Annotated in this window: 25 protein-coding genes; 4 read left to right on the plus strand and 21 right to left on the minus strand. The window is 70.3% G+C overall.

Going from position 1 to position 23,277, the window contains the following annotated elements:
- Positions 1-77 precede the first annotated feature (77 nt).
- A complete protein-coding gene (locus ABZ876_RS00270; protein WP_361772163.1) occupies positions 78-926 on the minus strand; it encodes a 3-hydroxyacyl-CoA dehydrogenase family protein in 849 nt (282 codons plus the stop codon).
- Positions 927-1,283: 357 nt separating this feature from the next.
- On the opposite strand from ABZ876_RS00270, the gene ABZ876_RS00275 reads away from it, so the two are divergent.
- The gene (locus ABZ876_RS00275) at positions 1,284-1,856 is read left to right on the plus strand and encodes a cob(I)yrinic acid a,c-diamide adenosyltransferase (protein WP_361772165.1); all 573 of its coding nucleotides are present in this window, start codon (positions 1,284-1,286) and stop codon (positions 1,854-1,856) included.
- A gap of 26 nt (positions 1,857-1,882) precedes the next feature.
- On the opposite strand, the gene ABZ876_RS00280 is transcribed toward ABZ876_RS00275, so the two are convergent.
- The 5 genes from ABZ876_RS00280 to ABZ876_RS00300 all read right to left on the minus strand — a co-directional run bounded on the left by ABZ876_RS00280 (position 1,883) and on the right by ABZ876_RS00300 (position 5,424).
- Positions 1,883-2,131, minus strand: coding sequence for a hypothetical protein (locus ABZ876_RS00280; protein ID WP_361772167.1), 249 nt, complete (start codon positions 2,129-2,131; stop codon positions 1,883-1,885).
- Positions 2,131-2,532 carry a hypothetical protein gene (locus ABZ876_RS00285; protein ID WP_361772169.1) on the minus strand — a complete coding sequence of 134 codons (402 nt, stop codon included), beginning with the start codon at positions 2,530-2,532 and terminating at the stop codon, positions 2,131-2,133. Before ABZ876_RS00285 ends, ABZ876_RS00280 begins: the two co-directional genes overlap by 1 nt.
- Before the next feature lie 50 nt (positions 2,533-2,582).
- Complete coding sequence (locus tag ABZ876_RS00290) at positions 2,583-4,046, minus strand: HAMP domain-containing sensor histidine kinase (protein WP_361772171.1); 1,464 nt, start codon at positions 4,044-4,046, stop codon at positions 2,583-2,585.
- A gap of 85 nt (positions 4,047-4,131) precedes the next feature.
- Complete coding sequence (locus ABZ876_RS00295) at positions 4,132-4,827, minus strand: response regulator transcription factor (protein WP_361772172.1); 696 nt, start codon at positions 4,825-4,827, stop codon at positions 4,132-4,134.
- An 18-nt stretch (positions 4,828-4,845) separates the two neighbouring features.
- Entirely contained in the window at positions 4,846-5,424 is a 579-nt protein-coding gene (locus ABZ876_RS00300; RefSeq protein WP_361772174.1) for a hypothetical protein, read from the minus strand.
- Between the two features lie 152 nt (positions 5,425-5,576).
- On the opposite strand from ABZ876_RS00300, the gene ABZ876_RS00305 reads away from it, so the two are divergent.
- The 3 genes from ABZ876_RS00305 to ABZ876_RS00315 all read left to right on the plus strand — a co-directional run bounded on the left by ABZ876_RS00305 (position 5,577) and on the right by ABZ876_RS00315 (position 9,360).
- Positions 5,577-6,743: a histidine kinase gene (locus tag ABZ876_RS00305; RefSeq protein ID WP_361772176.1), complete on the plus strand. Its 1,167-nt coding sequence runs from the start codon at positions 5,577-5,579 to the stop codon at positions 6,741-6,743.
- On the plus strand, positions 6,740-7,381 hold the full coding sequence (locus tag ABZ876_RS00310) for a response regulator transcription factor (protein ID WP_361772178.1): 642 nt from the start codon (positions 6,740-6,742) through the stop codon (positions 7,379-7,381). Before ABZ876_RS00305 ends, ABZ876_RS00310 begins: the two co-directional genes overlap by 4 nt.
- Positions 7,382-7,527: 146 nt before the next feature.
- The gene (locus ABZ876_RS00315) at positions 7,528-9,360 is read left to right on the plus strand and encodes a glycoside hydrolase family 18 chitinase (RefSeq protein WP_361772180.1); all 1,833 of its coding nucleotides are present in this window, start codon (positions 7,528-7,530) and stop codon (positions 9,358-9,360) included.
- Positions 9,361-9,438: 78 nt separating this feature from the next.
- Here the strand turns inward: ABZ876_RS00315 and ABZ876_RS00320 are convergent, their stop codons facing one another.
- The 15 genes from ABZ876_RS00320 to prmC all read right to left on the minus strand — a co-directional run bounded on the left by ABZ876_RS00320 (position 9,439) and on the right by prmC (position 23,224).
- Positions 9,439-9,885, minus strand: coding sequence for a DUF2550 domain-containing protein (locus ABZ876_RS00320; RefSeq protein WP_361772182.1), 447 nt, complete (start codon positions 9,883-9,885; stop codon positions 9,439-9,441).
- Between the two features lie 129 nt (positions 9,886-10,014).
- On the minus strand, positions 10,015-10,392 hold the full coding sequence (locus ABZ876_RS00325) for a F0F1 ATP synthase subunit epsilon (protein WP_361772184.1): 378 nt from the start codon (positions 10,390-10,392) through the stop codon (positions 10,015-10,017).
- A gap of 130 nt (positions 10,393-10,522) precedes the next feature.
- Positions 10,523-11,959: a F0F1 ATP synthase subunit beta gene (gene atpD, locus ABZ876_RS00330; RefSeq protein WP_361772186.1), complete on the minus strand. Its 1,437-nt coding sequence runs from the start codon at positions 11,957-11,959 to the stop codon at positions 10,523-10,525.
- 2 nt (positions 11,960-11,961) lie between these two features.
- The gene (locus tag ABZ876_RS00335; protein WP_361772188.1) at positions 11,962-12,873 is read right to left on the minus strand and encodes a F0F1 ATP synthase subunit gamma; all 912 of its coding nucleotides are present in this window, start codon (positions 12,871-12,873) and stop codon (positions 11,962-11,964) included.
- A gap of 21 nt (positions 12,874-12,894) precedes the next feature.
- The gene (gene atpA / locus ABZ876_RS00340) at positions 12,895-14,487 is read right to left on the minus strand and encodes a F0F1 ATP synthase subunit alpha (RefSeq protein WP_361772190.1); all 1,593 of its coding nucleotides are present in this window, start codon (positions 14,485-14,487) and stop codon (positions 12,895-12,897) included.
- A gap of 115 nt (positions 14,488-14,602) precedes the next feature.
- A complete protein-coding gene (locus tag ABZ876_RS00345) occupies positions 14,603-15,418 on the minus strand; it encodes a F0F1 ATP synthase subunit delta (RefSeq protein ID WP_361772192.1) in 816 nt (271 codons plus the stop codon).
- Complete coding sequence (locus tag ABZ876_RS00350; protein ID WP_361772194.1) at positions 15,415-15,966, minus strand: F0F1 ATP synthase subunit B; 552 nt, start codon at positions 15,964-15,966, stop codon at positions 15,415-15,417. The genes ABZ876_RS00345 and ABZ876_RS00350 overlap by 4 nt, the downstream gene beginning before the upstream one ends.
- Before the next feature lie 39 nt (positions 15,967-16,005).
- The gene (gene atpE / locus ABZ876_RS00355; RefSeq protein ID WP_361772196.1) at positions 16,006-16,251 is read right to left on the minus strand and encodes an ATP synthase F0 subunit C; all 246 of its coding nucleotides are present in this window, start codon (positions 16,249-16,251) and stop codon (positions 16,006-16,008) included.
- A gap of 79 nt (positions 16,252-16,330) precedes the next feature.
- On the minus strand, positions 16,331-17,101 hold the full coding sequence (gene atpB, locus ABZ876_RS00360; protein WP_361773831.1) for a F0F1 ATP synthase subunit A: 771 nt from the start codon (positions 17,099-17,101) through the stop codon (positions 16,331-16,333).
- Positions 17,102-17,374: 273 nt separating this feature from the next.
- Positions 17,375-17,812: a hypothetical protein gene (locus ABZ876_RS00365; protein WP_361772198.1), complete on the minus strand. Its 438-nt coding sequence runs from the start codon at positions 17,810-17,812 to the stop codon at positions 17,375-17,377.
- Positions 17,813-18,110: 298 nt separating this feature from the next.
- Positions 18,111-19,481: an MraY family glycosyltransferase gene (locus tag ABZ876_RS00370; protein ID WP_361772200.1), complete on the minus strand. Its 1,371-nt coding sequence runs from the start codon at positions 19,479-19,481 to the stop codon at positions 18,111-18,113.
- Positions 19,482-19,607: 126 nt separating this feature from the next.
- Positions 19,608-20,849 carry a serine hydroxymethyltransferase gene (gene glyA / locus ABZ876_RS00375; RefSeq protein ID WP_361772202.1) on the minus strand — a complete coding sequence of 414 codons (1,242 nt, stop codon included), beginning with the start codon at positions 20,847-20,849 and terminating at the stop codon, positions 19,608-19,610.
- 128 nt (positions 20,850-20,977) lie between these two features.
- The gene (locus ABZ876_RS00380; RefSeq protein WP_361772204.1) at positions 20,978-21,679 is read right to left on the minus strand and encodes a protein-tyrosine-phosphatase; all 702 of its coding nucleotides are present in this window, start codon (positions 21,677-21,679) and stop codon (positions 20,978-20,980) included.
- Entirely contained in the window at positions 21,676-22,323 is a 648-nt protein-coding gene (locus ABZ876_RS00385) for an L-threonylcarbamoyladenylate synthase (RefSeq protein WP_361772206.1), read from the minus strand. Before ABZ876_RS00385 ends, ABZ876_RS00380 begins: the two co-directional genes overlap by 4 nt.
- Before the next feature lie 55 nt (positions 22,324-22,378).
- Positions 22,379-23,224, minus strand: coding sequence for a peptide chain release factor N(5)-glutamine methyltransferase (prmC, locus tag ABZ876_RS00390; protein WP_361772208.1), 846 nt, complete (start codon positions 23,222-23,224; stop codon positions 22,379-22,381).
- Between the last annotated feature and the right edge of the window lie 53 nt (positions 23,225-23,277).

Here is a 23,277-nt window from a genome sequence, read left to right on the forward strand (position 1 = left end):
GCCGTCTGTAAGCGAACCGATACCGAATTCACCCGATGAGGTGACACCTCAGGAGTGCGTGCGGATTCGATGCGTGTTCAGTACCTGTAGAAGCCCTGCCCGGTCTTGCGGCCGAAGTCACCGGCGTCAACCATCCGGCGCATCAGCTCCGGCGGAGCGAACTTCTCGTCCTGGGACTCCGTGTAGATGTTGCTCGTGGCGTGCAGCAGGATGTCGACGCCGGTGAGGTCGGCCGTGGCCAGCGGTCCCATCGCGTGTCCGAAGCCCAGCTTGCAGGCGAGGTCGATGTCCTCGGCGGTGGCCACGCCCGACTCGTACAGCTTCGTCGCCTCGACGACCAGGGCGGAGATGAGACGGGTCGTCACAAAGCCTGCGACATCGCGGTTGACGACGATGCAGGTCTTGCCGACGGACTCGGCGAACTCGCGCGCGGCGGCCAGGGTCCGGTCGCTGGTCTTGTAGCCGCGGACCAGCTCGACGAGCTGCATCATCGGCACCGGGGAGAAGAAGTGCACACCGACGACCCGCTCCGGGTGCGCGGTGGCCGCCGCGATCTTGGTGATCGGGATGGCGGAGGTGTTGGAGGCCAGCACGGTGTCCTCGCGGACGACCTTGTCGAGCGTCCGGAAGATCTCGTGCTTGACCTCGAGCTTCTCGAAGACGGCCTCGACGACGATGTCCGCGTCGGCGGCGGCGTCCAGGTCGGTGGTCGCGGTGATACGGGCCAGCGCCGCCTCGGCGTCGTGCGCCTCGAGCCTGCCCTTGCTCACGAACTTGTCGTAGGAGGCCTTGATGGCGTCCGTGCCACGCGTCAGCGCCTCGTCCGTGACGTCACGCAGGACGACATCCCAGCCGGCCTGGGCCGATACCTGGGCAATACCGGAACCCATGAGTCCGGCTCCGATGACGGCAAGCTTCCGTGCCACTGTGCGACTCCCCTGACGCGTTGTGCCGATAGGCCTCTCGGCCGGACCCTAGCGCCCGGGAGGCGCTGTGTGACCGGTTAGTAACGCGCGTCACGTCTCACATGACGGACTTCACACCGGCATGATTCATTCCGCCGCCCGGACGGCGTACTTGAGCGTCCTCGGGCTCAACGGCTGCTCCCCGCCGCCCGGAAGCAACGGCGCCCCGCACGACCCTTCGTCCGGATTGCGTCCCACCGTCGCGGCCGCCGCACCTCCGCCGTACGGCGTCACAGCCGCCCCCCGGCCCCGCGGCACCGGCCGTGACGGCCGGCACACGGGTGTCCGGGACGGCCGGTGCCTAACTACGCTGGTCACATGGTCAATCTGACGCGCATCTACACGCGGACCGGAGACAAGGGCACCACGCACCTCGGAGACATGAGCCGGGTGCCGAAGACCGATCTGCGCATCGCCGCCTACGCGGACGCCAACGAGGCGAACGCGGTGATCGGCACCGCGATCGCACTGGGCAACCTCGCCGAGGAGGTCGTCAAGGTCCTCACCCGTGTGCAGAACGACCTGTTCGACGTGGGCGCGGACCTGTCGACGCCGGTCACGGAGAACCCGGAGTTCCCGCCCCTGAGGGTCGAGCAGTTCTACGTCGACCGGCTGGAGGCGGACTGCGACCGCTTCCTCGCCGAGCTGGAGAAGCTGCGCTCCTTCATCCTGCCCGGCGGCACCCCGGGCGCGGCCCTGCTGCACCAGGCGTGCACGGTCGTACGGCGGGCCGAGCGCTCCACCTGGGCCGCGCTGGAGGCCCATGCCGAGGTGATGAACCCGCTGACCGCGACCTATCTCAACCGCCTGTCGGACCTGCTGTTCATCCTGGCCCGGTACGCCAACAAGGAGACCGGCGACGTGCTGTGGGTCCCGGGTGGGGAGCGCTGACCGGCGCTCCCCACCGAGCACACACCTCAGTGGCCGCCGTCCTGTGCGGCGTCCCGGTCCGCCGCCGTGAGCGCGGACTCGGCGGCGGCCACCTTCCTCTCCATGTCCTGCCGTGTGTCCTGCTGCACGTCCTGCCGTGCGCCCGCGGAAGCGGAGGGCGTGGCGGACGAGGCCGGCGGGACGGCCGTGCCCTGGTCCCGTGCACAGCCCGCGGTGAGGCCCACGAGCAGGACCACCGCAAAGACCGCGGCCCAGGGCATCCGTCGGCCCCGCATCAGCTCGCCGCCTTTCCGTTCTCGTGGTCCGCGCACCAGCTCCTGACCCCGGCGAGATCCTTCTGCCGCTGCCGGAGCGTCGGCACCAGGGACTTGCGGAAGTCCAGCCGGTGCTGGAGATAGGTGGCGATCTCGCCGTGGCCGGCCTTCTTCGCGTTGTCCACGCGCTGCTGCAACCGGGCGACGGACCCCCGGACGTCGGCGCCCCCGTCGAGCCGCTCAAGCGCCCGCTCGATACGCCGGTCGATCGTCGGCACCCGCTTGCACAGCCCCCGCGCCCCGTCCCCGGCCGGCGTGGGAGCGGCCGAGTCCGCGGCCGTCGCCGCACCGGTCCCGCTCACCAGCAGCGCGGCCGCGGCCAGCCCCGCGAGCAGGGTGCGCCGGCTCCGTCGTACGTTCATCCTCGCCTCCGTTCCCGGACGGCCCCGTCGTCCGTCCGTCGTGGCGGAGGCTAGGAACCGTCTTTGTGGGAACTCTGTGACCGGTTTGCCCCGGCCGCCGCGATCAGCCAGTCCCTGCGCTCGGGCAGGGCCCCGCCCGCCCGCGGCAGCCGTACCTCGAACCGCGCGCCGACACCCCCCGAGCCGTCCCTCGCCGTGACGCTCCCCCGGTGCAGGGCCGCCTGCTGGGCGACCAGGGTCAGGCCGAGACCGGAGCCGGCGCTGTCCGGTCCCCGTCGGAAGCGTTCGAAGATCCGGCTGCGGGCCTCGGGTGGGACGCCCGGGCCGCGGTCATCCACCGTGATCACCGCCTCGGTGCCGGTCCCCGCCACACCGACCGCCACAATCGCCCGCCCCTGCGGGTCCCGGCCGTGCGCCAGCGCGTTGAGGAGCAGATTGTCCAGCACCAGCCGCAGTCCGGGTTCCCAGCCGTGCACGGTGAGCCCCGGCTCCGCCCGCAGGGTGATACGGGCGTCCGGATCGCGGCGCCGGGCCTCGGCGACCGCCGCGTCCGCCGCCTCCCCCACGTCCACCGTCCGGAACGCCTCCGCCTCCACGAGGTCGCCGCGCCCCAGCTCGCGCAGCATCACCAACAGGCCGAGCAGGCGGGCGTGCTCCCTGCGCAGATCGGCGAGCACCTCCGTGCGGTCGGGCTCGGGCAGAGCGGGGTGGTCGGCGAGGATGTCGAGGTTGGTGCCCATGCTCATCAGCGGGGTGCGCAGTTCGTGCGACGCCGCGGCGGAGAAGGAGCGGGCCGTCTGGAGGGCCTCCGCGGTGCGGGCGGCCTGTTCGTCGTAGCGGGCAAGGACCGTGCGCAGGGTGGCCGCGAGGTCGTCGACCTCCCGTACGCCGGTCGGCTCGTGGCGCAGCCGGGCGGTACTGGCCCGCGGGTCGAGGCCCGCGGCGCGGCGGCCGAGGCGGCGCAGCGGGCCGGTGGCACCGGTGGCGACGCCCCAGGCGAGCAGGCCGGACAGCGGGGCGGCGAGCAGGGCGGTGAGGACCACGCGCCGCCGCACCAGCTGGAGTTGGGTGCGGTCGGCGGCGTCGGGGCGGAACACCCAGAGGGTGCCCGTGGCGCGGGGGCCGCTGATCGGCACGGCCAGCGCCCGCCAGCTGTGCCCGGCGTCCCGCACGGTGACCGGTCCGGCGGCCCGCGCGGGCAGGGTGACCGAGGCGCCGGGCTGCGGTCCGCCGCTGAAGGCCGCCGTGGGTCCGACGACGCGGACGCCGACGTCGAGCGCTGCGGTGTACAGCTGCCGTTCCCTGGTGTCGGCTGCCTTGGGCCGGCCGGCGGCGGCCGCGCGGAGCAGGGCCCGCGCGTCCGGGGCCACGGCGGTGGCCCGCTCGCGCAGATGGTCGTCCTCCTCGTGGCGCAGATCCTGGGCGACCAGGCGCAGCAGCAGCCAGCCGGAGGCGAGCACGAGCAGCGGGACGGTGAGTCCCACGGCCAGCCCGATGCGTGTGGACAGTCTCATGACGACTCCTCCGCCCAGCCCGAGGCCCGCCCCCCGGCGGCCGCCCGACCGCCCCCGAGGCCCGTCGGCCGTGCCCCGGCGCCCGTCACGGCTCCCCCCGCAGAACGAAGCCGACACCGCGCACGGTGTGCACGAGCCGTTTGCCGCCGTCCGCTTCCAGCTTGCGCCGCAGATAGCTGACGAAGGTGTCGACGGCGTCGGTGCGCACATCGAAGTCGTAGCCCCACACCCGGTCCAGCAGCTGGTCGCGGGTGAGGACGAGGCCGGCGTTGCGGGCGAGCACCTCCAGCAGTTCGAACTCGCGCCGGGTCAACTCGAGGCGCCGGCCCGCCCGGTGGGCGGTGCGGGCCGCGGGGTCGATCACCAGGTCCGCCACCCGCAGAACGTCCCTGTCCACCGGCGGCCGCCGGCGCAGCAGGGCGTGCAGCCGCAGGACCAGCTCCTGGAGGGCGAACGGTTTGACGAGGTAGTCGTCGCCGCCGGCCTGGAGCCCGGCGATCCGGTCCGCGGTCTCGTCGAGCGCGGAGAGCATGAGGACGGGCAGGTCCCGGCCGTCGTCCCGGAGCCGTGTGCACACCTCGATGCCGCTCATGCCGGGCATCGACACATCGAGGACGAGTACGTCGGGCGGTGTGTCCCGGATCGCGGCCAGCGCCTCCGCGCCGCTCGCGGCGGTACGCACACGGAAGCCGCCGAGCCGCAGCCCGCGCTCCAGTGAACGGCGGATGGCCGGGTCGTCGTCGACGACCAGCACCGCGCCGGGCCGTATGCCCTCACTCATCCGCCCTCCCGCTTCCGGCTACCGTTCGGTCAGCGTACGGTCCCCCTGCTCGCGGGTGTCGGCGGCGGGGGCCTTCCTGGGAAAGAGCAGATACGACAGCGTGATCAGGCCGTAGACGCCGACCGTGCGCACGGCCAGCCACTGGAAGGTGCGCAGGACGGACACGTCGCCGCCGTCACCGACGTACCGGATGGCGAGTTCCAGCAGCACGAGCGCCACCGCCGCGCCGAGCACCGCCCGCAGCCACAGGCGCGCCTCGTGCCGGGCGCGGACCCGGCCGTACCGCGGCGGTTTCGGCGGGGGCGGGCCCCCGGCCAGCCGGTGGGCCGCGTGACCGTCGAGCCATCGGATCAGGTAGGGCCCGTAGGCGACGGTGAAGCCGAGGTACAGCGCCGCCAGTCCGTGCTCCCAGTTCGGCGTGGCACCGTTCTTCAGGTCGACCGCCGTCGCCGCGAACAGCACCAGCTCCAGCAGTGGCTCGCCCATCAGCAGCGCCATGCCGGCGCGGCGCCGCCCCAGCAGGTAGCGGACGGCCAGGCCCGCCGCCAGCAGCACCCAGAAGCCGGCCTCGCAGGCGACGATCAGTGCCACGATCACGGTTCGCTCCCCTCGCTCGTCCCACCAGCCTTCCGCGGCGGGACGCCCCAGTCGTCGTCGGCGGTGACGAGCTCGCGGTACATCGAAAGATGCAGTCCGGGACCCTTCCGGGGACGCACGCGGGCGGCTCCCGGGCCGTGTTGGATGGAGTCATGGCCCCTCTACTCCCCCGCCCCCACCGTGACGATCTGCGCATCGCGCTGGGCGGGCTGCTCGGCGGACTGCTGCTGTGGGCCCTCGAGCTCAGCCCCCGCGGGGTACACGACCCTGTCGTGCTGTGGCCGGCGTGGTGGGTGCTGCTGGTGCCGCTCGTCGTCACGGCGGGCTGCGAGCTGCTGCGCCGTACCCGGCCGAAGGCCGCCCTGCTGATCGGCACGGCCGCGCTGTGCGCCGACACGGTGACCCGGGGCAATGTGGCCACCGTCGTGATGTACACGGATCTGATGTACGCGGCCGTCCTGTACGGCACCCCGGCCTCCGCCCGGCGCCTGCCCTGGGTCACGGGGCTGCTCACGGTGATCGGCGGGGTACTGCCCCTCGCCCTGTGGCGCGACCCGCGGGGGCTGCTGATCGGGGTCGCTGTCGGTGTGGTGGCCCTCGCGCCGGCCGCGACCGGCTGGGTGGTGCGCGACCACCGCGACGCCGCCGAGGCCGCCCGGCTGCGCGCCGAACAGACCGCCCTGCTCGCCGAGATGGACCGCTCTCAGGCGGTGGCCGACGAACGGGCGCGGGTGGCGAGGGAGTTGCACGACATGGTCGCCAACCATCTGTCCGCGATCGCCATTCACTCCACGGCGGCCCTCTCCCTCGGCGACCCGGGCACCTCCCGGGACGCGCTGGGCGTCATCCGGGAGAACAGCGTGGCGGGTCTCGCCGAGATGCGGCGGCTGATCGGCATCCTGCGCGCGGACGATGACACACCGGCCGTGACCCCCACCCTCGACGGGCTTGGCGCCGTGGTGCAGAACGCGCGCACCAACGGGCTGGACGTCAGGCTCGACGCGCGGTGCGGGGAGGTGCCCGCGCCGGTGGAGCTGGCCGCGTACCGGATCGTGCAGGAGTCCCTGACCAACGCCCTCAAGCACGCCCGCCCGGGCCGCGTCACGGTGTCCCTCACCCGGCACGACGGTGTGCTGGCCGTGCGCGTGACCAGTCCCTACGGCCGCCCGGACGGGCCGCGTGCCCCGGGTTCCGGGTCCGGGCTCGTGGGGATGCGGGAGCGGGCCGCACTGCTCGGCGGTACGTTCGACGCCGGTCCGGACGGGACGCTGTGGTCCGTGCACGCCCTGCTTCCCCTGACCCTGGGAGAGTCCGCATGATCCGTGTGCTCGTCGCCGAGGACCAGTCCGCCGTGCGTGCCGGGCTCGTCCTCATCCTCCGCGGTGCGCCCGGCATCGAGGTGGTCGGGGAGGCGGCGGACGGCGAGGAGGCGGTGGCGCTCGCCCGGGAGCTGCGGCCGGATCTGGTCCTGATGGATGTGCAGATGCCACGCCTTGACGGGGTGTCGGCGACCCGGCAGGTGGTCGGGGAGCAGCTCGCCGACGTCCTCGTGCTGACCACGTTCGACCTCGACGAGTATGTGTTCGGGGCGCTGCGGGCCGGGGCCGCAGGTTTTCTGCTGAAGCACGCGGAGGCCGGGGACCTGGTGGAGGCGGTCCGTGCGGTGGCGCGCGGGGAGGGGCTGATCGCGCCGGCCGTGACCCGGCGGCTGATCGCCGCGTTCGCCGCGGGACCCGTACGGGAGCCGGAGACCGACCCGGCGGTCCTGGACTCCCTCACCCGTCGTGAGCGGGAGGTGCTGTCGTGCCTCGGTGAGGGGTTGTCCAACGCGGAGATCGCCGCCCGTCTGGACATGGCGGAGGCCACCGTGAAGACGCATGTGAGCCGTCTCCTCGGAAAGCTGGGACTGCGCAGCCGGGTCCAAGCCGCCGTACTGGCACAGGAGTTGGGCATCTAGCACTCCGCCTGGTCCACTGGTCCAGACCTATTGACCTCTGGTCCAGACCTTTCTATTCTCGCCGCACTGTGGGCTGAAGGCTCAGTCATGCCCACAACACCGGCTGTGGCGCCCCCACGGCGCACATCGACAAGAGGAGGCGCAGCATGCGCTTCAGACACAGAGCCGCGGCAGGGTTCGTGACCCTGTTGCTCCCACTGGCCGGACTGGTCGGCCTCGCAAGCCCCGCCCCGGCCGCGGCGGATGCCTCGTCGGCCATCGCCACGTACGCCAAGACCCAGGACTGGGGCACCGGCTTCGAGGGCAAGTGGACCGTCAAGAACACCGGGACCAGCGCGATCAGCTCGTGGACGATCGAGTGGGACTTCCCCTCCGGCACGTCCGTGACCTCCGCATGGGACGCGGACGTCACGAACTCCGGCACCCACTGGACCGCCAGGAACAAGTCCTACAACGGCACCCTCGCCCCGGGCGCCTCCGTCTCCTTCGGCTTCAACGGCACCGGCCCCGGCTCGCCCTCCAACTGCAAGCTCAACGGCGGCAGTTGCGACGGCACGACGGTTCCCGGTGACGCGGCGCCCTCCGCGCCCGGCACCCCGAGCGCGTCGAACATCACCGACACCTCGGTGAAGCTGTCCTGGCCGGCGGCGACCGACGACAAGGGCATCAAGAACTACGACGTGCTGCGCGACGGGGCGAAGGTCGCCACGGTGACGACGACCTCGTACACCGACACCGGCCTGACCGCGGGCACCGACTACTCCTACACCGTCCAGGCCCGTGACACCGCCGACCAGACGGGACCGGTCAGCGCAGCGGTCTCGGTCCACACCACCGGCGGCGGCACCAATCCCCCGCCCACCGGCAACAAGGTCAAGCTCGGCTACTTCACCGAGTGGGGCATCTACGGCCGCAACTACAACGTCAAGAACCTGGTGACGTCCGGGTCCGCGGCCAAGATCACGCACGTCAACTACGCCTTCGGCAACGTCACCGGCGGCAAGTGCGCGATCGGCGACTCCTACGCCGACTACGACAAGGCGTTCACCGCCGACCAGTCCGTCAGCGGCGTCGCCGACACCTGGGACCAGCCGCTGCGCGGCAACTTCAACCAGCTGCGCCAGCTGAAGGCGAAGTACCCGAACATCAAGGTGCTGTGGTCCTTCGGCGGCTGGACCTGGTCGGGCGGCTTCGCGGACGCGGCCAGGAACCCGGCCGCCTTCGCCCAGTCCTGCTACGACCTGGTGAAGGACTCCCGCTGGGCCGATGTCTTCGACGGCATCGACATCGACTGGGAGTACCCGAACGCCTGCGGTCTGTCCTGCGACACCAGCGGGGCCGCGGCCTTCAAGAACGTGATGGCCGCGCTGCGCGCCAAGTTCGGCTCCTCCGCCCTGGTCACCGCCGCCGTCACCGCCGACGGCTCCTCCGGCGGCAAGATCGAGGCGGCCGACTACGCGGGCGCCTCGGCCTACGTCAACTGGTACAACGTGATGACGTACGACTTCTTCGGCGCCTGGGAAGCCCAGGGTCCCACGGCCCCGCACTCCCCGCTCACCTCGTACAGCGGCATCCCGCACGCCGGCTTCACCACGGCGGACGCGATCGCCAAGTACAAGGCGACCGGGGTCCCCGCGAGCAAGCTGCTGGTCGGCATCGGCTTCTACGGCCGCGGCTGGACCGGCGTCACCCAGGACGCCCCGGGCGGCACGGCCACCGGCCCGGCGGCCGGCACCTACGAGCAGGGCATCGAGGACTACAAGGTGCTCAAGACGTCCTGCCCCGCCACCGGCACCGTCGCGGGCACGGCGTACGCGCACTGCGGCGGCAACTGGTGGTCGTACGACACCCCGGCCACCATCGGCACCAAGATGGCGTGGGCCAAGAGCCAGGGTCTGGGCGGCGCCTTCTTCTGGGAGTTCAGCGGTGACACCGGCAACGGCGAACTGGTGAGTGCCCTGAGCAACGGCCTGTCGTAACCCTGCTCGAAGGGTCGAGGCCACATCGACCCTCGCCCGGACTTCGTCCCGGGAACCCCACCCGACGGGTGAACGCGGCTACGCCACGTTCACCCGTTGGCCGGGGGGAGCGGCTTCCAGCCACGCCAGGAACCCGGTCAGCGCGTCTTCGCTCATCGCCAGTTCCAGACGGGTACCCCGGTGGTGGCAGGCGAGGATCACCGCGTCGGAGAGCAGCGCCAGCTCCTCCTCGCCCTCGGGAGCGCGCCGGCCCGCCACCTCGATCGCCGAGCGCTCCAGGACCCGGCGCGGGCGCGGAGCGTAGGAGAAGACCCGGAACCACTCGACGCGGTCGCCGCTGTAGCGGGCGATTCCGTAGCCCCAGCCCTTGCCGCTGGTGTCGGGTTCCTCGGGGACGTTCCACCGCAGACTGCAATCGAAGGTGCCGCCGGAACGCTGGATGAGGCGGCGTCTGAGGCCGAAGACGAACAGCCCCACCACCACGAGCGCCACGACCAATCCGCACGCACTCAGAGCGAGGACCATCGACACCGACCTCCTCGTCTCCTAGGTAACGGAACGGAAAAAACACCCGGATTTGCCTCAGCCGCGGCTGGGACCGGATGGTTCGGTCCCAGCCGCGGCTGAGTCACGTCTTCACACGGCGGGCTGGGTTCAGCCCGCCGCCTGCGCCGCCCGCAGACGGACATCGGCGCGCAGCTCGGCGGCGGCGTCGTCCTCCGCCTTCGCACGCGCCAGTTCCTGCTCGGTCCGCTGGACGTCGATCTCGTCCGCGAGTTCCGCGATCTCCGCCAGCAGCGACAGCTTGTTGTCCGCGAACGAGACGAAACCACCGTGCACCGCGGCGACGACCGTTCCACCATCACTCGTACGGATGGTCACCGGGCCCGACTCCAGCACACCGAGCAGCGGCTGGTGACCGGGCATGACGCCGATGTCGCCGGACGTGGTGCGCGCCACGACCAGGGTGGCCTCGCCGGACCAGACCTGACGGTCGGCGGCGACCAGCTCGACGTGCAGCTCAGCAGCCAAGAGAGGCTCCTCGGGTCACCACCCGGCGGGTCTGCCGGGTGTTGGGATGAATTCTAGTAGGCGTACGGAGGGGGACGGGACGCGGCCCCGGTCAGGGTCGGTCTCGTCCCCCTCCGTCACGAGCACGGGGTCAGGAGACGCCCAGCTCCTTCGCGTTCTTCTTCAGGTCCTCGAGACCACCGCACATGAAGAACGCCTGCTCCGGGAAGTGGTCGAACTCACCGTCGCAGATCGCGTTGAACGCGGCGATCGTCTCCTCGAGCGGCACGTCCGAGCCGTCCACACCGGTGAACTGCTTGGCGACGTGGGTGTTCTGGGACAGGAAGCGCTCCACACGACGGGCACGGTGGACGACCAGCTTGTCCTCCTCGCCCAGCTCGTCGATACCGAGGATCGCGATGATGTCCTGGAGGTCCTTGTACTTCTGCAGGATCGTCTTGACGCGCATGGCCGCGTCGTAGTGGTCCTGCGCGATGTAGCGCGGGTCCAGGATGCGGGACGTGGAGTCCAGCGGGTCCACGGCCGGGTAGATGCCCTTCTCGGAGATCGGACGGGACAGAACCGTCGTCGCGTCGAGGTGGGCGAACGTGGTGGCCGGGGCCGGGTCGGTCAGGTCGTCGGCGGGGACGTAGATCGCCTGCATCGAGGTGATCGAGTGACCGCGCGTCGAGGTGATGCGCTCCTGGAGGAGACCCATCTCGTCGGCCAGGTTCGGCTGGTAACCCACCGCGGACGGCATACGGCCGAGCAGGGTGGAGACCTCGGAGCCGGCCTGCGTGAAGCGGAAGATGTTGTCGATGAAGAACAGCACGTCCTGCTTCTGGACGTCGCGGAAGTACTCCGCCATCGTCAGGCCCGCGAGGGCCACGCGCAGACGGGTGCCCGGGGGCTCGTCCATCTGGCCGAAGACCAGGGCGGTCTTGTCGATGACGCCCGAGTCGGACATCTCCTCGATCAGGTCGTTGCCCTCACGGGTGCGCTCACCGACACCGGCGAACACGGAGACACCGTCGTGGTTGTTGGCGACACGGTAGATCATCTCCTGGATGAGCACCGTCTTGCCGACGCCGGCGCCGCCGAACAGACCGATCTTGCCGCCCTTGACGTACGGGGTCAGCAGGTCGATGACCTTGACACCGGTCTCGAACATCTCGGTCTTGGACTCGAGCTGGTCGAAGTTCGGGGCCTTGCGGTGGATCGTCCAGCGCTCGCCCTCGTACTTCTCGTCGGTGTTCAGGACCTCACCGATGGTGTTGAACACCTTGCCCTTGGTGAAGTCGCCGACCGGGACGGAGATCGAGGCGCCGGTGTCGGTCACCTGGGCCTGGCGGACCAGACCGTCGGTGGGCTGCATCGAGATCGCGCGGACCACGCCGTCACCCAGGTGCTGGGCGACCTCCAGGGTCAGCGTCTTCTTCTGGCCGGCGTTGGCCGGGTCGGCCACGTCGACGTGAAGGGCGTTGTAGATGTCCGGCATCGCGTCGACGGGGAACTCCACGTCGACGACCGGGCCGATGACCCGCGCGACGCGGCCCGTCGCCGTGGCCGTCTCAACAGTGGTGGTCATGTTCAGTCACTCCCCGCGGTCGCGTCGGCCAGGGCACTGGCGCCACCGACGATCTCGCTGATTTCCTGGGTGATTTCGGCCTGGCGGGCCGCGTTGGCAAGCCGGGTGAGGTTCTCGATGAGCTCTCCGGCGTTGTCGGTGGCCGACTTCATCGCGCGCCGCGTGGCGGCGTGCTTCGAAGCGGCCGACTGGAGCAGCGCGTTGTAGATACGGCTCTCCACATAGCGCGGCAGCAGGGCGTCGAGGACGTCCTCCGCCGACGGCTCGAACTCGTAGAGGGGCAGGATCTCGCCCTTGGGCGCCTCCTCGGCCACCTCCTCGAGGCTGAGCGGCAGCAGGCGGGCGTCGACCGCCGTCTGCGTCATCATCGAGACGAACTCGGTGTAGACGATGTGGAGTTCGTCCACGCCGCCGTCCGCCGTCTCCTTCTCGATGGCCTCGATCAGCGGAGCCGCGACCTTCTTGGCGTCCGCGTACGTCGGCTCGTCCGTGAAGCCCGTCCACGCATCCGTGATCTTGCGCTCACGGAAGTTGTAGTGGGCGACACCGCGACGGCCGACGATGTACGTGTCGACCTGCTTGCCCTCGCGCTCCAGCCGCTCGGTCAGCTGCTCCGCCGCCTTGATCGCGTTGGAGTTGAAGGCGCCGGCCAGACCACGGTCGCTCGTCAGGAGCAGCACCGCGGACCGCGTCACCGTCTCGGCCTGCGTGGTCAGCGGGTGCTTGGTGTTCGAGCCGGTGCCGACCGCCGTGACCGCGCGGGTGAGCTCGGTCGCGTACGGCGTGGAGGCCGCCACCTTGCGCTGCGCCTTGACGACGCGCGAGGCGGCGATCATCTCCATCGCCTTCGTGATCTTCTTGGTCGCGCTGACGGATCGGATGCGACGCTTGTAGACCCGGAGCTGGGCTCCCATGAGTCAGGTCCCTTCCTTACGTCACTTGGCGGCAGCGGCAGGAACGTCCTCGCCGAGCAGCTTGCCGTCCGAGGTCTCGAACTGCTTCTTGAACTCCGCGATGGCGTCGTCGATCGCCTGGATCGTGTCGTCCGACATCTTGGCGCCCTCCTTGATGGAGGTCATGAGGCCCTGGTGCTTGCGGTGCAGGAAGTCCAGGAGCTCACGCTCGAAGCGGCGGATGTCGACGACCGGAACGTCGTCCATACGGCCGTTGGTGCCGGCCCAGATGGAGACGACCTGGTCCTCGGTGGCCATCGGCTGGTACTGCGGCTGCTTCAGCAGCTCGACCATGCGCTGACCGCGCTCCAGCTGCGCCTTCGACGCGGCGTCCAGGTCGGAACCGAAGGCGGCGAACGCCTCCAGCTCACGGAACTGGGCGAGGTCCACGCGCAGACGGCCGGAGACCTGGCGCATCGCCTTGTGCTGGGCGGAGCCACCGACGCGGGAGACCGAGATACCGACGTTCAGAGCCGGGCGCTGGCCGGCGTTGAACAGGTCGGACTCCAGGAAGCACTGGCCGTCGGTGATGGAGATGACGTTGGTCGGGATGAACGCCGAGACGTCGTTGGCCTTGGTCTCGACGATCGGCAGACCGGTCATCGAGCCGGCACCCATGTCGTCGGAGAGCTTGGCGCAGCGCTCCAGCAGACGGGAGTGCAGGTAGAAGACGTCACCCGGGTAGGCCTCACGGCCCGGCGGGCGGCGCAGCAGCAGGGACACGGCACGGTAGGCGTCGGCCTGCTTGGACAGGTCGTCGAAGATGATCAGGACGTGCTTGCCCTGGTACATCCAGTGCTGACCGATGGCCGAACCGGTGTAGGGCGCCAGGTACTTGAAGCCCGCCGGGTCGGACGCCGGGGCGGCGACGATCGTCGTGTACTCGAGCGCGCCTGCCTCCTCCAGGGCACCGCGCACGGAGGCGATGGTGGAGCCCTTCTGGCCGACGGCGACGTAGATGCAGCGGACCTGCTTCTTCGGGTCGCCCGAGCGCCAGTTGTCGCGCTGGTTGATGATCGTGTCGACGGCCAGGGCGGTCTTGCCGGTCTGGCGGTCACCGATGATCAGCTGACGCTGACCACGGCCGATCGGGGTCATCGCGTCGACGGCCTTGTAGCCGGTCTCCATCGGCTCGTGCACCGACTTGCGCTGCATGACCGTGGGGGCCTGCAGCTCGAGGGCGCGGCGGCCCTCGGTGTCGATCTCGCCGAGACCGTCGATCGGGTTGCCGAGCGGGTCGACAACACGGCCGAGGTAGCCCTCGCCGACTGCCACGGAGAGCACCTCACCGGTGCGCTGCACCGGCTGGCCCTCCTCGATGCCGCTGAACTCACCGAGGACGATGGCACCGATCTCGCGCTCCTCGAGGTTGAGGGCGAGGCCGAGGGTGCCGTCCTCGAACTTCAGCAGTTCGTTGGCCATGGCCGAGGGCAGACCCTCGACCTTCGCGATGCCGTCGCCGGCAAGGGTGACCGTACCGACCTCCTCGCGCGAGGCCGCGTCCGGCTTGTACGACTGGACAAAGTTCTCCAGCGCGTCCCGGATCTCCTCCGGCCGGATCGTGAGCTCCGCCATCTGGGTTCCCTGCTCTCCTTGTTGGGCCCGAAGTTTCTGTGGGGGTCTGGGGGCGACCCCCAGGAATCCTCTGCACGGCCCAACCCGGGCCGTAGTACTGCGTATGGAGTTGCTGCTAGCTCGCCAGGCGGCGGCCGGCGTCCTCGAGTCGGTCCGCGAGCGAACCGTTGATCACCTCGTCACCGACCTGCACCCGGATCCCGCCGAGGATCTCGGGGTCCACGTCCAGGTTGAGGTGCATCTGGCGGCCGTAGAGCTTCGCCAGCGCGGCGCCGAGGCGCTGCTTCTGCGTGTCGCTCAGCGGGACCGCCGAGGTGACGACGGCGACCATGCGGTTCCGGCGGTCGGCGGCCAGCTTGGACAGGGACTCGATTCCCGCTTCCAGGCTACGTCCCCGCGGCGCGGTCACAAGGCGCTGCACCAGACGCTCGGTGGTGACGTTGGCCCGGCCACCGAGCAGCCGGTGAAGCAGCTCGGTCTTGGCCGTGGCACTCGCGGCACGGTCCGTGAGCGCGGCGCGCAGCTCCGTGTTGGAGGAGACGATCCGGCCGAACCGGAACAGCTCGTCCTCGACGTCGTCGAGCGCGCCCGCCTTCTCGGCGGCGGTGAGGTCGGCGAGGTTCGCCAGCTCCTCCAGCGCGTCGACCAGGTCGCGCGGCTGCGACCAGCGCATGCGCGTCATGCCCGCCACCAGGTCCACTGCCGGGCCGCTGACCTGGCCGCCGAGCAGGCGCTGCACCAGCCCGGCCTTGGCCTCGGCGGGCTGCGCCGGGTCGGTGAGAACCCGGCGCAGGCCGGCCTCGCGGTCGAGCAGCGCGGTGACGGCGGCCAGCTCGTCGGCGAGCTGCGCCGCGTCCACGGACGTGGCGTCCGTCAGCGCGTCGAGACGCTCGCGTGCGGCGGCCAGGGCCTCGCGGCTCGCTCCGTTCATCGCGCGGCCTCGGCCTTCTCCTCGAGCTCGTCGAGGAAGCGGTCGATCACGCGGCTCTGCCGGGCGTGGTCCTCGAGGGACTCGCCGACGAGCTTGCCGGCCAGTTCCGTGGCCAGCTTGCCGACGTCCTGCCGCAGCGCTTGCGCGGCGGCCTTGCGGTCGGCCTCGAGCTGCGAGTGACCGGCGGCGATGATCTCCTCGCGCTGCCGCTGACCCTCCGCGCGCATCTCAGCGATGAGCGTGGCGCCCTGCTCCTGCGCCTCCTGGCGCAGCCGCGCGGCCTCGTGCCGGGCTTCGGCGAGCTGAGCCTTGTACTGCTCGAGCACGCTCTGGGCCTCGACCTTCATGGCGTCGGCCTCTTCGATGCCGCCTTCGATCGCCGCGCGACGCTCCTCCAGAACCTTGTTGATGTTCGGAAGCAGCTTCTTCCAGAAGAAGAAGAACACGATGGCGAAGGCGATGGTGCCGACGAGCAGCTCGGGACCGGCCGGGAGGAGCGGGTTCTGCTCGGTCTCCTCGGCCGCCAGCTGTGCCAGGTTGGCGATCACATCAGTGCCTTTCGTCGATACGTGTCGGTCAGAGGTTGATTACCGACCGAACACGAACGGCATAACGATGCCGATGAGGGCGAGCGCCTCACAGAAGGCGAAGCCCAGGATCTGGTTGGCGCGGATCAGACCGGCGGCCTCGGGCTGGCGGGCCAGGGCCTGGGTGCCGTTGCCGAAGATGATGCCGACGCCGATGCCGGGGCCGATGGCAGCGAGGCCGTAACCGATGGAGCCGACGGAGCCGTGGACACCGGTGGCAGCGGCGAGGGTCTCAAGAGCGGACATGCCGGTTCTTCCTTCTCTTTCATGGACCGGTGGGGGTTGGCCACCGGACGTCTGGGGGTGTGCGGGCGGGTGGTGCGACTCAGTGGTGCTCGGCGAGAGCGCCCTGAAGGTAGGAGCAGGCGAGGAGTACGAAGACGTACGCCTGGACGGCCTGCACGAAGAGCTCGAAGAGGATCATGGCGATGGTCATCACGAACGAGACGCCCGCGGCCGGGATCATGTAGCTGTTCATCAGGTACCAGGAGGCGACGGTGAACATCACCAGCATCAGGTGACCGGCGAACATGTTGGCGAACAGTCGCACCGCGTGCGTGAACGGGCGGACCAGCAGGTTCGAGAAGAACTCGATGACCATGACGAGCGGCAGCACGGCGCCGAGCGACTTGTCGTAGCCCGTGACGTTCTTGAAGAAGCCGACGAAACCGTGACGCTTGAAGGTCAGCGAGACCCACATGATCCAGACGATCGCGGCGAGGACCATCGGGAAGGCGATCACCGAGGAGACCGGGAACTGGGCCAGCGGGATCACGGACCAGATGTTCATGATCCAGATGAAGAAGAACAGCGAGACCATGAACGGGACGTACTTCTCGCCCTCGCGCTTGCCGAGCGTCTCGTACACGATGCCGCGGCGCACGAAGTCGTAGCCGGCCTCACCGACCATCTGGAGCTTGCCGGGGACGACCTTGGCCTTGCCGAACGCCGCCCAGAAGAACGCGACGACCAGCACGGTGGTGACAAGCGCGAGCAGCATCACCTTGTTGAACTCGAAGCCGCCGACCGTGGCGAGCGGCTTGAAGAGGAAGGAGTGCAGGCCCGGAGCCGGAAAGCCACAGCCGTTGTCGGACAGGATGCGGCAGCTCCAGTCAAAGGCGAGCTGGGTCTGGTCAGCACTCACCGCGGGCTCCTTCGGCGTGACGCATAGGTACGGCAACCTCGTTGTGTCGGCGCGGCGCGCAGCCGCGGATCGGCACCGGACTGGTGTTACGGATGTGGGGGCGGCCTTCGAGGATCAAGCCTCGCGATTGAGCAGGCGTCAGCTCAGATGCCCGCGCCCGCGATGCCGCAGTTGGCACCGGACGATAGCAGGATCTCGTGCACGTCTTTATCCCGGCCCTACCCCTCACGACGTGGACCCTGTCTTCTCGGGCTTCTCGCTCTTCTGGGAGTCCGGGTCGATGTAGAAGATCTTGGCCTTCATATGCGCGCGCGCCTGCGCCGCCATCCACACGACCGTCGCGATCACGAGCGTGAGCGCGAACGTTTTCGGATCGAAGAGAGAAGTGCCCTTGAAGAGAGCCACGAAGATCAGGAGCAGCAGGAGCTGAGCGACGTAGAGCATCAGCCCCATGGCCTGAAAGAGCTGCGGGAGCGATTTTGCCGTCCACTGAAGGACGTAGAGCCCGGCCCCCATGAAGACAAGGGCGAGCACCGTGCCGATAGCCGCGCCCAGCGCTCCCTTGCCCCCCGCGACCGCACCGCTGACGGCGACGGCGATCACGCCGACAGCCGCTGTGGGCGCAGCGGTCTGCAGAAGGTTCCGGACGTCATTGGACGGCATGGCGGCAACTCCGCTTACTGAAGGGGGCAGGGTGTCGTCATGGACGAGCGTAGTCCCGGGGCGAGTGGGAACCTCACGCCGAGGGGTCGTCCCAGAGGGACCTTCGGCTCTAACCCGGGGTTCTCGTGAACCGTATCACAAACTATTTGATGCGGTCTTTACCTAGAGGGTGTGCCTACCGTCACACATGAGAGTGAACCTGCGCGTCTGTGCAGGCGAGCAACCCACTTGTCTGGTATTGGAGCGCTTTGCACCCCCACGAGTTGGCAACGCGTTAGTCAGATTCTTACCTTGTGCGTCACCGCGACGACTCGGCCCCACGCCGGTCCAGACGTGAACGGGCGCCGAGCGCAGTGGCCCCGTTGGCTCCCGAGACACCCGCGGCGACCGGTGTGCGGCGCGGATCCCCCGCCACGGGCTTCCCGGCCACGGGCTCCCCGGCCACCGGCTCCCGGCTCTCCTCGCGCAAGGCGGCCGGCACCGGCCCGGCCGCCCCGCGGCGCCCGCGGCGGTAACGGGGCGGCACGAAGGACTCGGCCCAGCGCGGGGCGCGCGGAGTGAACCTCGGCAGCAGGAGCAGCACCAGGCCGACCGCGCTCAGGGCGACGATGCCGAGCACGATCCACAGGGACGCCGAGTTCACCGAGTAGGCCAGTGCGCCGAAGGCGATGAGCGCCGACCAGAAGTACATGATGAGCACGGCCCTGCTGTGCGAGTGCCCGATCTCCAGCAGCCGGTGGTGCAGATGCCCGCGGTCGGCGGCGAACGGCGACTGACCACGCCAGGTACGGCGCACGATCGCCAGGATCAGGTCCGCGGCCGGGACCGCGATGATCGTCAGCGGGAGCAGCAGCGGGATGTAGACGGGGACGGTCTGGTGCACCGTCGCACGCTCGGAACCGGAGAAGAGGTTCATCGCGTCCGGGTCCACCTGGCCGGTGACCGAGATGGCACCCGCGGCGAGCACCAGGCCGATCAGCATCGACCCCGAGTCGCCCATGAAGATCCGCGCGGGGTGCATGTTGTGCGGCAGGAAGCCCAGGCACATGCCCATCAGGACGGCCGCGAACAGGGTGGCGGGGGCGGCGGCCTCCAGCCCGTAGCCGTACCAGATGCGGTACGCGTACATGAAGAACGCGGCGGCCGCGATGCACACCATGCCGGCGGCGAGACCGTCGAGGCCGTCGACGAAGTTGACCGCGTTGATCGTGATGACGACCAGGGCCACGGTCAGCAGGGTGCCCTGCCACGGGGTGAGCGCGACCAGACCCACACCCGGGACCGGCAGCCACAGGATGGTCAGACCCTGCATGACCATCACGCCCGCGGCGATCATCTGGCCGCCCAGCTTGATCAGGGCGTCGATCTCGAACTTGTCGTCCAGGACGCCGATCAGCCAGATCAGCGCGGCACCGGAGAGCAGGGCCCGGGGCTCGTTGGACTTGGCGAAGACCTCGTTGAGGTTCTTGAGGTGGTCGGCGACCAGCAGGCCCGCGCACAGGCCGAAGAACATGGCGATACCGCCGAGCCGGGGGGTGGGCTCCCGGTGCACGTCCCGGGCCCGGATCTCCGGCATGGCTCCGGCCACGATCGCGAACTTGCGTACCGGCCCTGTCAGCAGATACGTCACCGCGGCCGTGATGCAGAGCGTCAGCAGGTATTCACGCACGGCTTCCCCACAACTCTCGCTGGGCGTCCTCAGCCCCACACCCTAGCTTCGCGTGCATACGGTTGAGGACTCACGGGTAGCGACGATGGTTGCACGTGTGCCTGTGCAGTCCGCTGCGTGTACCCCTCAGCGGCCGGGATACGGCGGAAATCCGTCGGTCAGCTCCCGCACTTCTTCACGAGCCGGCCTGGCGTCCACCTCCTCGCGCAGCACCGCTGCGAAGAGGGCGGCGACACGCGCCATCTCCGCCTCGTGCATGCCCTGCGTGGTCAGAGCGGCGGTGCCCAGGCGCAGCCCCCGGGCGTCGCCGTGGGGCAGCGCGCAGGTGTCGAGGATCACCCCCGCCGCCGCGAGCCGCCCCCGGGCGGTACGGCCGTCGACGCCCAGCGGGGCGGGATCGACGGTCAGCAGGTGGGTGTCGGTGCCGCCGGTGATCACATGCAGCCCCTGTGCGGCCAGGCCCGCCGCGAGCATCCGCGCGTTGGCCACCACCTGGTGCGCGTACGCCCCGAAGTCCGTGGTCGCCGCCTCCCCGAACGCGACGGCCTTCGCGGCGATGCTGTTCATCTGGGCGCCGCCCTGGGTGAAGGGGAAGACGGCCCGGTCCACACGTTCGGCCAGTTCGCCGCCGCACAGGATCATGCCGCCTCGCGGGCCGCGCAGCACCTTGTGGGTGGTGGCGCAGACGATGTCGGCGAACGGCACCGGGCTGGGGGCCGCTCCCCCGGCGACCAGCCCGATCGGATGCGCGGCGTCGGCGATGAGGTAGGCCCCCACCTCGTCGGCGACCTCCCGGAAGAAGGCGTAGTCGATGTGGCGCGGATAGGCGATCGACCCGCACACGATCGCCTTCGGGCGGTGCGTACGGGCCAGGGCGCGCACCTGCACATGGTCCATGAGCCCGGACTCCGCCTCGACCCCGTAGCCGACGAAGTCGAACCAGCGGCCGGAGAAGTTGGCGGGAGAGCCGTGCGTGAGGTGCCCGCCGTGCGGCAGTCCCAGGGCGAGCACGGTGTCGCCCGGTCTGAGCAGGGCGGCGTACGCGGCGAGCACGGCGGACGATCCCGAGTGCGACTGGACATTGGCGTGCTCGGCCCGGAAGAGCGCCTTGGCCCGCTCCACGGCGATCCGCTCGGCGACGTCGACGATCTCGCAGCCGCCGTGGTACCGGGCGCCGGGGTAACCCTCGGCGTACTTGTTGACGAGCGGGGAGCCGAGGACCGCGAGCACCGCCGGGGAGGTGAAGTTCTCGGCGGCGTTGAGCTGCAAGGTCGTCGACTGCCGGGCGAGTTCCCCAAGGAGGATCTCGGCCAGCTCGGGGTCCTGCCGGTGCAGGACGTCGGCCTCGGTGGTGGGGGTGACCGCCATGGTGGGCTCCGGGGCTCCGGGCGTCGGGATGTACGTCCAATGTAGGCCCGCGCACCTCGCGGTGCCCGGCCGCCACGACCACCGGGACACCCGGCGGGCGGCCCCGGCAAGCCCTCACCGGCGTCGGGTCAGGCCCGGGCGGATACCCCTGTCAGGGCCGTCACCACCGGGTCCAGGGCCTGGTGGATCTCGTCCCCGATCGAACGGAAGAACGTCAGCGGCGCCCCGTACGGGTCGTACACCTCGTCGGCCTCCGCCGTCGGTGCCAGCAGCCAGCCGCGCAGGGCCGCGGCCGCCCGCACCAGAGCGCGTGCGCGTGCCACCACGCCGTCCTCAAGGGGCGGCAGTGTGGCGGGGTCTATCGCCCGGACCAGACGGGTGAACTCCTTCAGCGTGAAGGTGCGCAGACCCGCCGAGTGCCCCATGGAGATGACCTGGGCCCGGTGGTCACGGGTCGCCGTCAGGACCAGGTCCGCACGGATGACGTGCTCGTCCAGCAGTTCACGGCCGACGAAGCCGGAGGCGTCCGCGCCGAACTCGGCGAGGATCGCCTCCGCGTTCGCCTCCATGGGCGCGCCCTCGTGGCCCCAGGTGCCGGCGCTCTCCACGATCAGGCCGCCCATGACGGTGCCCGCGACGAGACCGGGCGCGGGGCAGCCGAGCCGGTCCGCGAGAAAGTGCCGGGTCAGCCGCTCGGTGATCGGCGAGCGGCACACATTGCCGGTGCTGACGTGGAGGATGCGGAAGCTGTCACGGGGACCTCCCGGCGGTACCGGGCTCCCCGTCTCGTCCCCGTTGCCTATGCCACGCCCCGCCGCAGGGGCCGTCAATTCGCCACCTCGAGGTCGGGTACGACCCTGCGCAGCTCCTCCGCGGACAGCGCACCCTGGCGCAGCAGGACCGGCACCTTGCCCGTGACGTCCACGATCGACGACGGGACGTTGCCCGGGGTGGGGCCGCCGTCCAGATAGACGGAGACGGAGTCGCCGAGCATCTCCTGCGCGGCGTCACAGTTCTCCGGTGCCGGGTGGCCGGTGAGGTTCGCGGAGGACACGGCCATGGGACCGACCTCCGTCAGCAGCTCGATGGCGACCGGATGCAGCGGCATGCGCACGGCGACGGTGCCACGGGTGTCACCGAGGTCCCACTGCAACGACGGCTGGTGCCGTGCGACCAGTGTCAGCGCGCCCGGCCAGAACGCGTCGACCAGCTCCCAGGCCATCTCGGAGAAGTCGGTGACGAGGCCGTGCAGGGTGTTCGGGGATCCGATCAGGACGGGCGTGGGCATGTTGCGGCCACGGCCCTTGGCCTGGAGCAGGTCGGCCACGGCCTCCGAGGAGAACGCGTCGGCGCCGATGCCGTACACGGTGTCGGTCGGCAGCACCACGAGTTCTCCACGGCGGACGGCGGACGCGGCCTCGCGCAGACCCGTCGTGCGGTCGGTCGCGTCGTTGGTGTCGTATCGCCGTGCCATGTCTAGAGGGCCTCCTCGTACACGTACTGCTGAGGGAAGAGATACTGGGGCGCGCTCACGGCAGTGCCTTGCGGGCGGTCGCGAAGCGGGGGCGGTTGTTGAGGTCGGGGTGGTCGGCCGCGTCGGCCCAGCCCCGCTCCTCGGTGAAGATCCACGGCACCTGGCCGCCCTGGGTGTCGGCGTGCTCGATGACGACGACGCCGCCGGGGCGCAGCAGCCGGTGCGCGGTGCGTTCCAGGCCGCGGATGAGGTCGAGGCCGTCCTCGCCGGAGAACAGGGCCAGCTCCGGGTCGTAGTCCCGGGCCTCTGGAGCGACGTACTCCCATTCGGTCAGCGGGATGTACGGCGGGTTGGAGATCACGAGGTCGACCTGGCCGTCGAGGTCGGGGAACGCGGCCAGGGCGTCGCCCTGGCGCAGGTCGACCCTGGAGCCCTCCATGTTCCTGCGGGTCCACTGGAGCGCTTCCTCGCTCAGTTCCACGGCGTGCACGCGCGAGCGCGGCACCTCCTGGGCGAGAGCGAGGGCGATGGCGCCCGAGCCGGTGCACAGATCCACGATCAGCGGCTCGACGACGTCCATGGCCCGTACGGCGTCTATGGCCCAGCCGACGACCGACTCGGTCTCCGGACGGGGCACGAACACGCCGGGGCCGACCTGGAGTTCCAGGTAGCGGAAGTAGGCGCGCCCGGTGATGTGCTGGAGCGGCTCGCGGGCCTCGCGGCGGGCGATGACCTCCCAGTAGCGGGCGTCGAAGTCCGAGTCCTTGACGGAGTGAAGCTCGCCCCGCTTGACGCCGTGCACGAACGCGGCGAGCTCCTCCGCGTCGTTGCGCGGCGAGGGCACGCCGGCGTCGGCCAGCCGCTGGGTAGCCTGGGCCACCTCCGCGAGCAGCAGGTTCACGCTGGTCCTCCGGGGCTGAGCTGGTGTCCGGTGCTGGTGGGGGCCGCGCTGGT

This window comes from Streptomyces sp. NPDC046931 (assembly GCF_040644655.1).
Classification (GTDB): Bacteria; Actinomycetota; Actinomycetes; order Streptomycetales; family Streptomycetaceae; genus Streptomyces.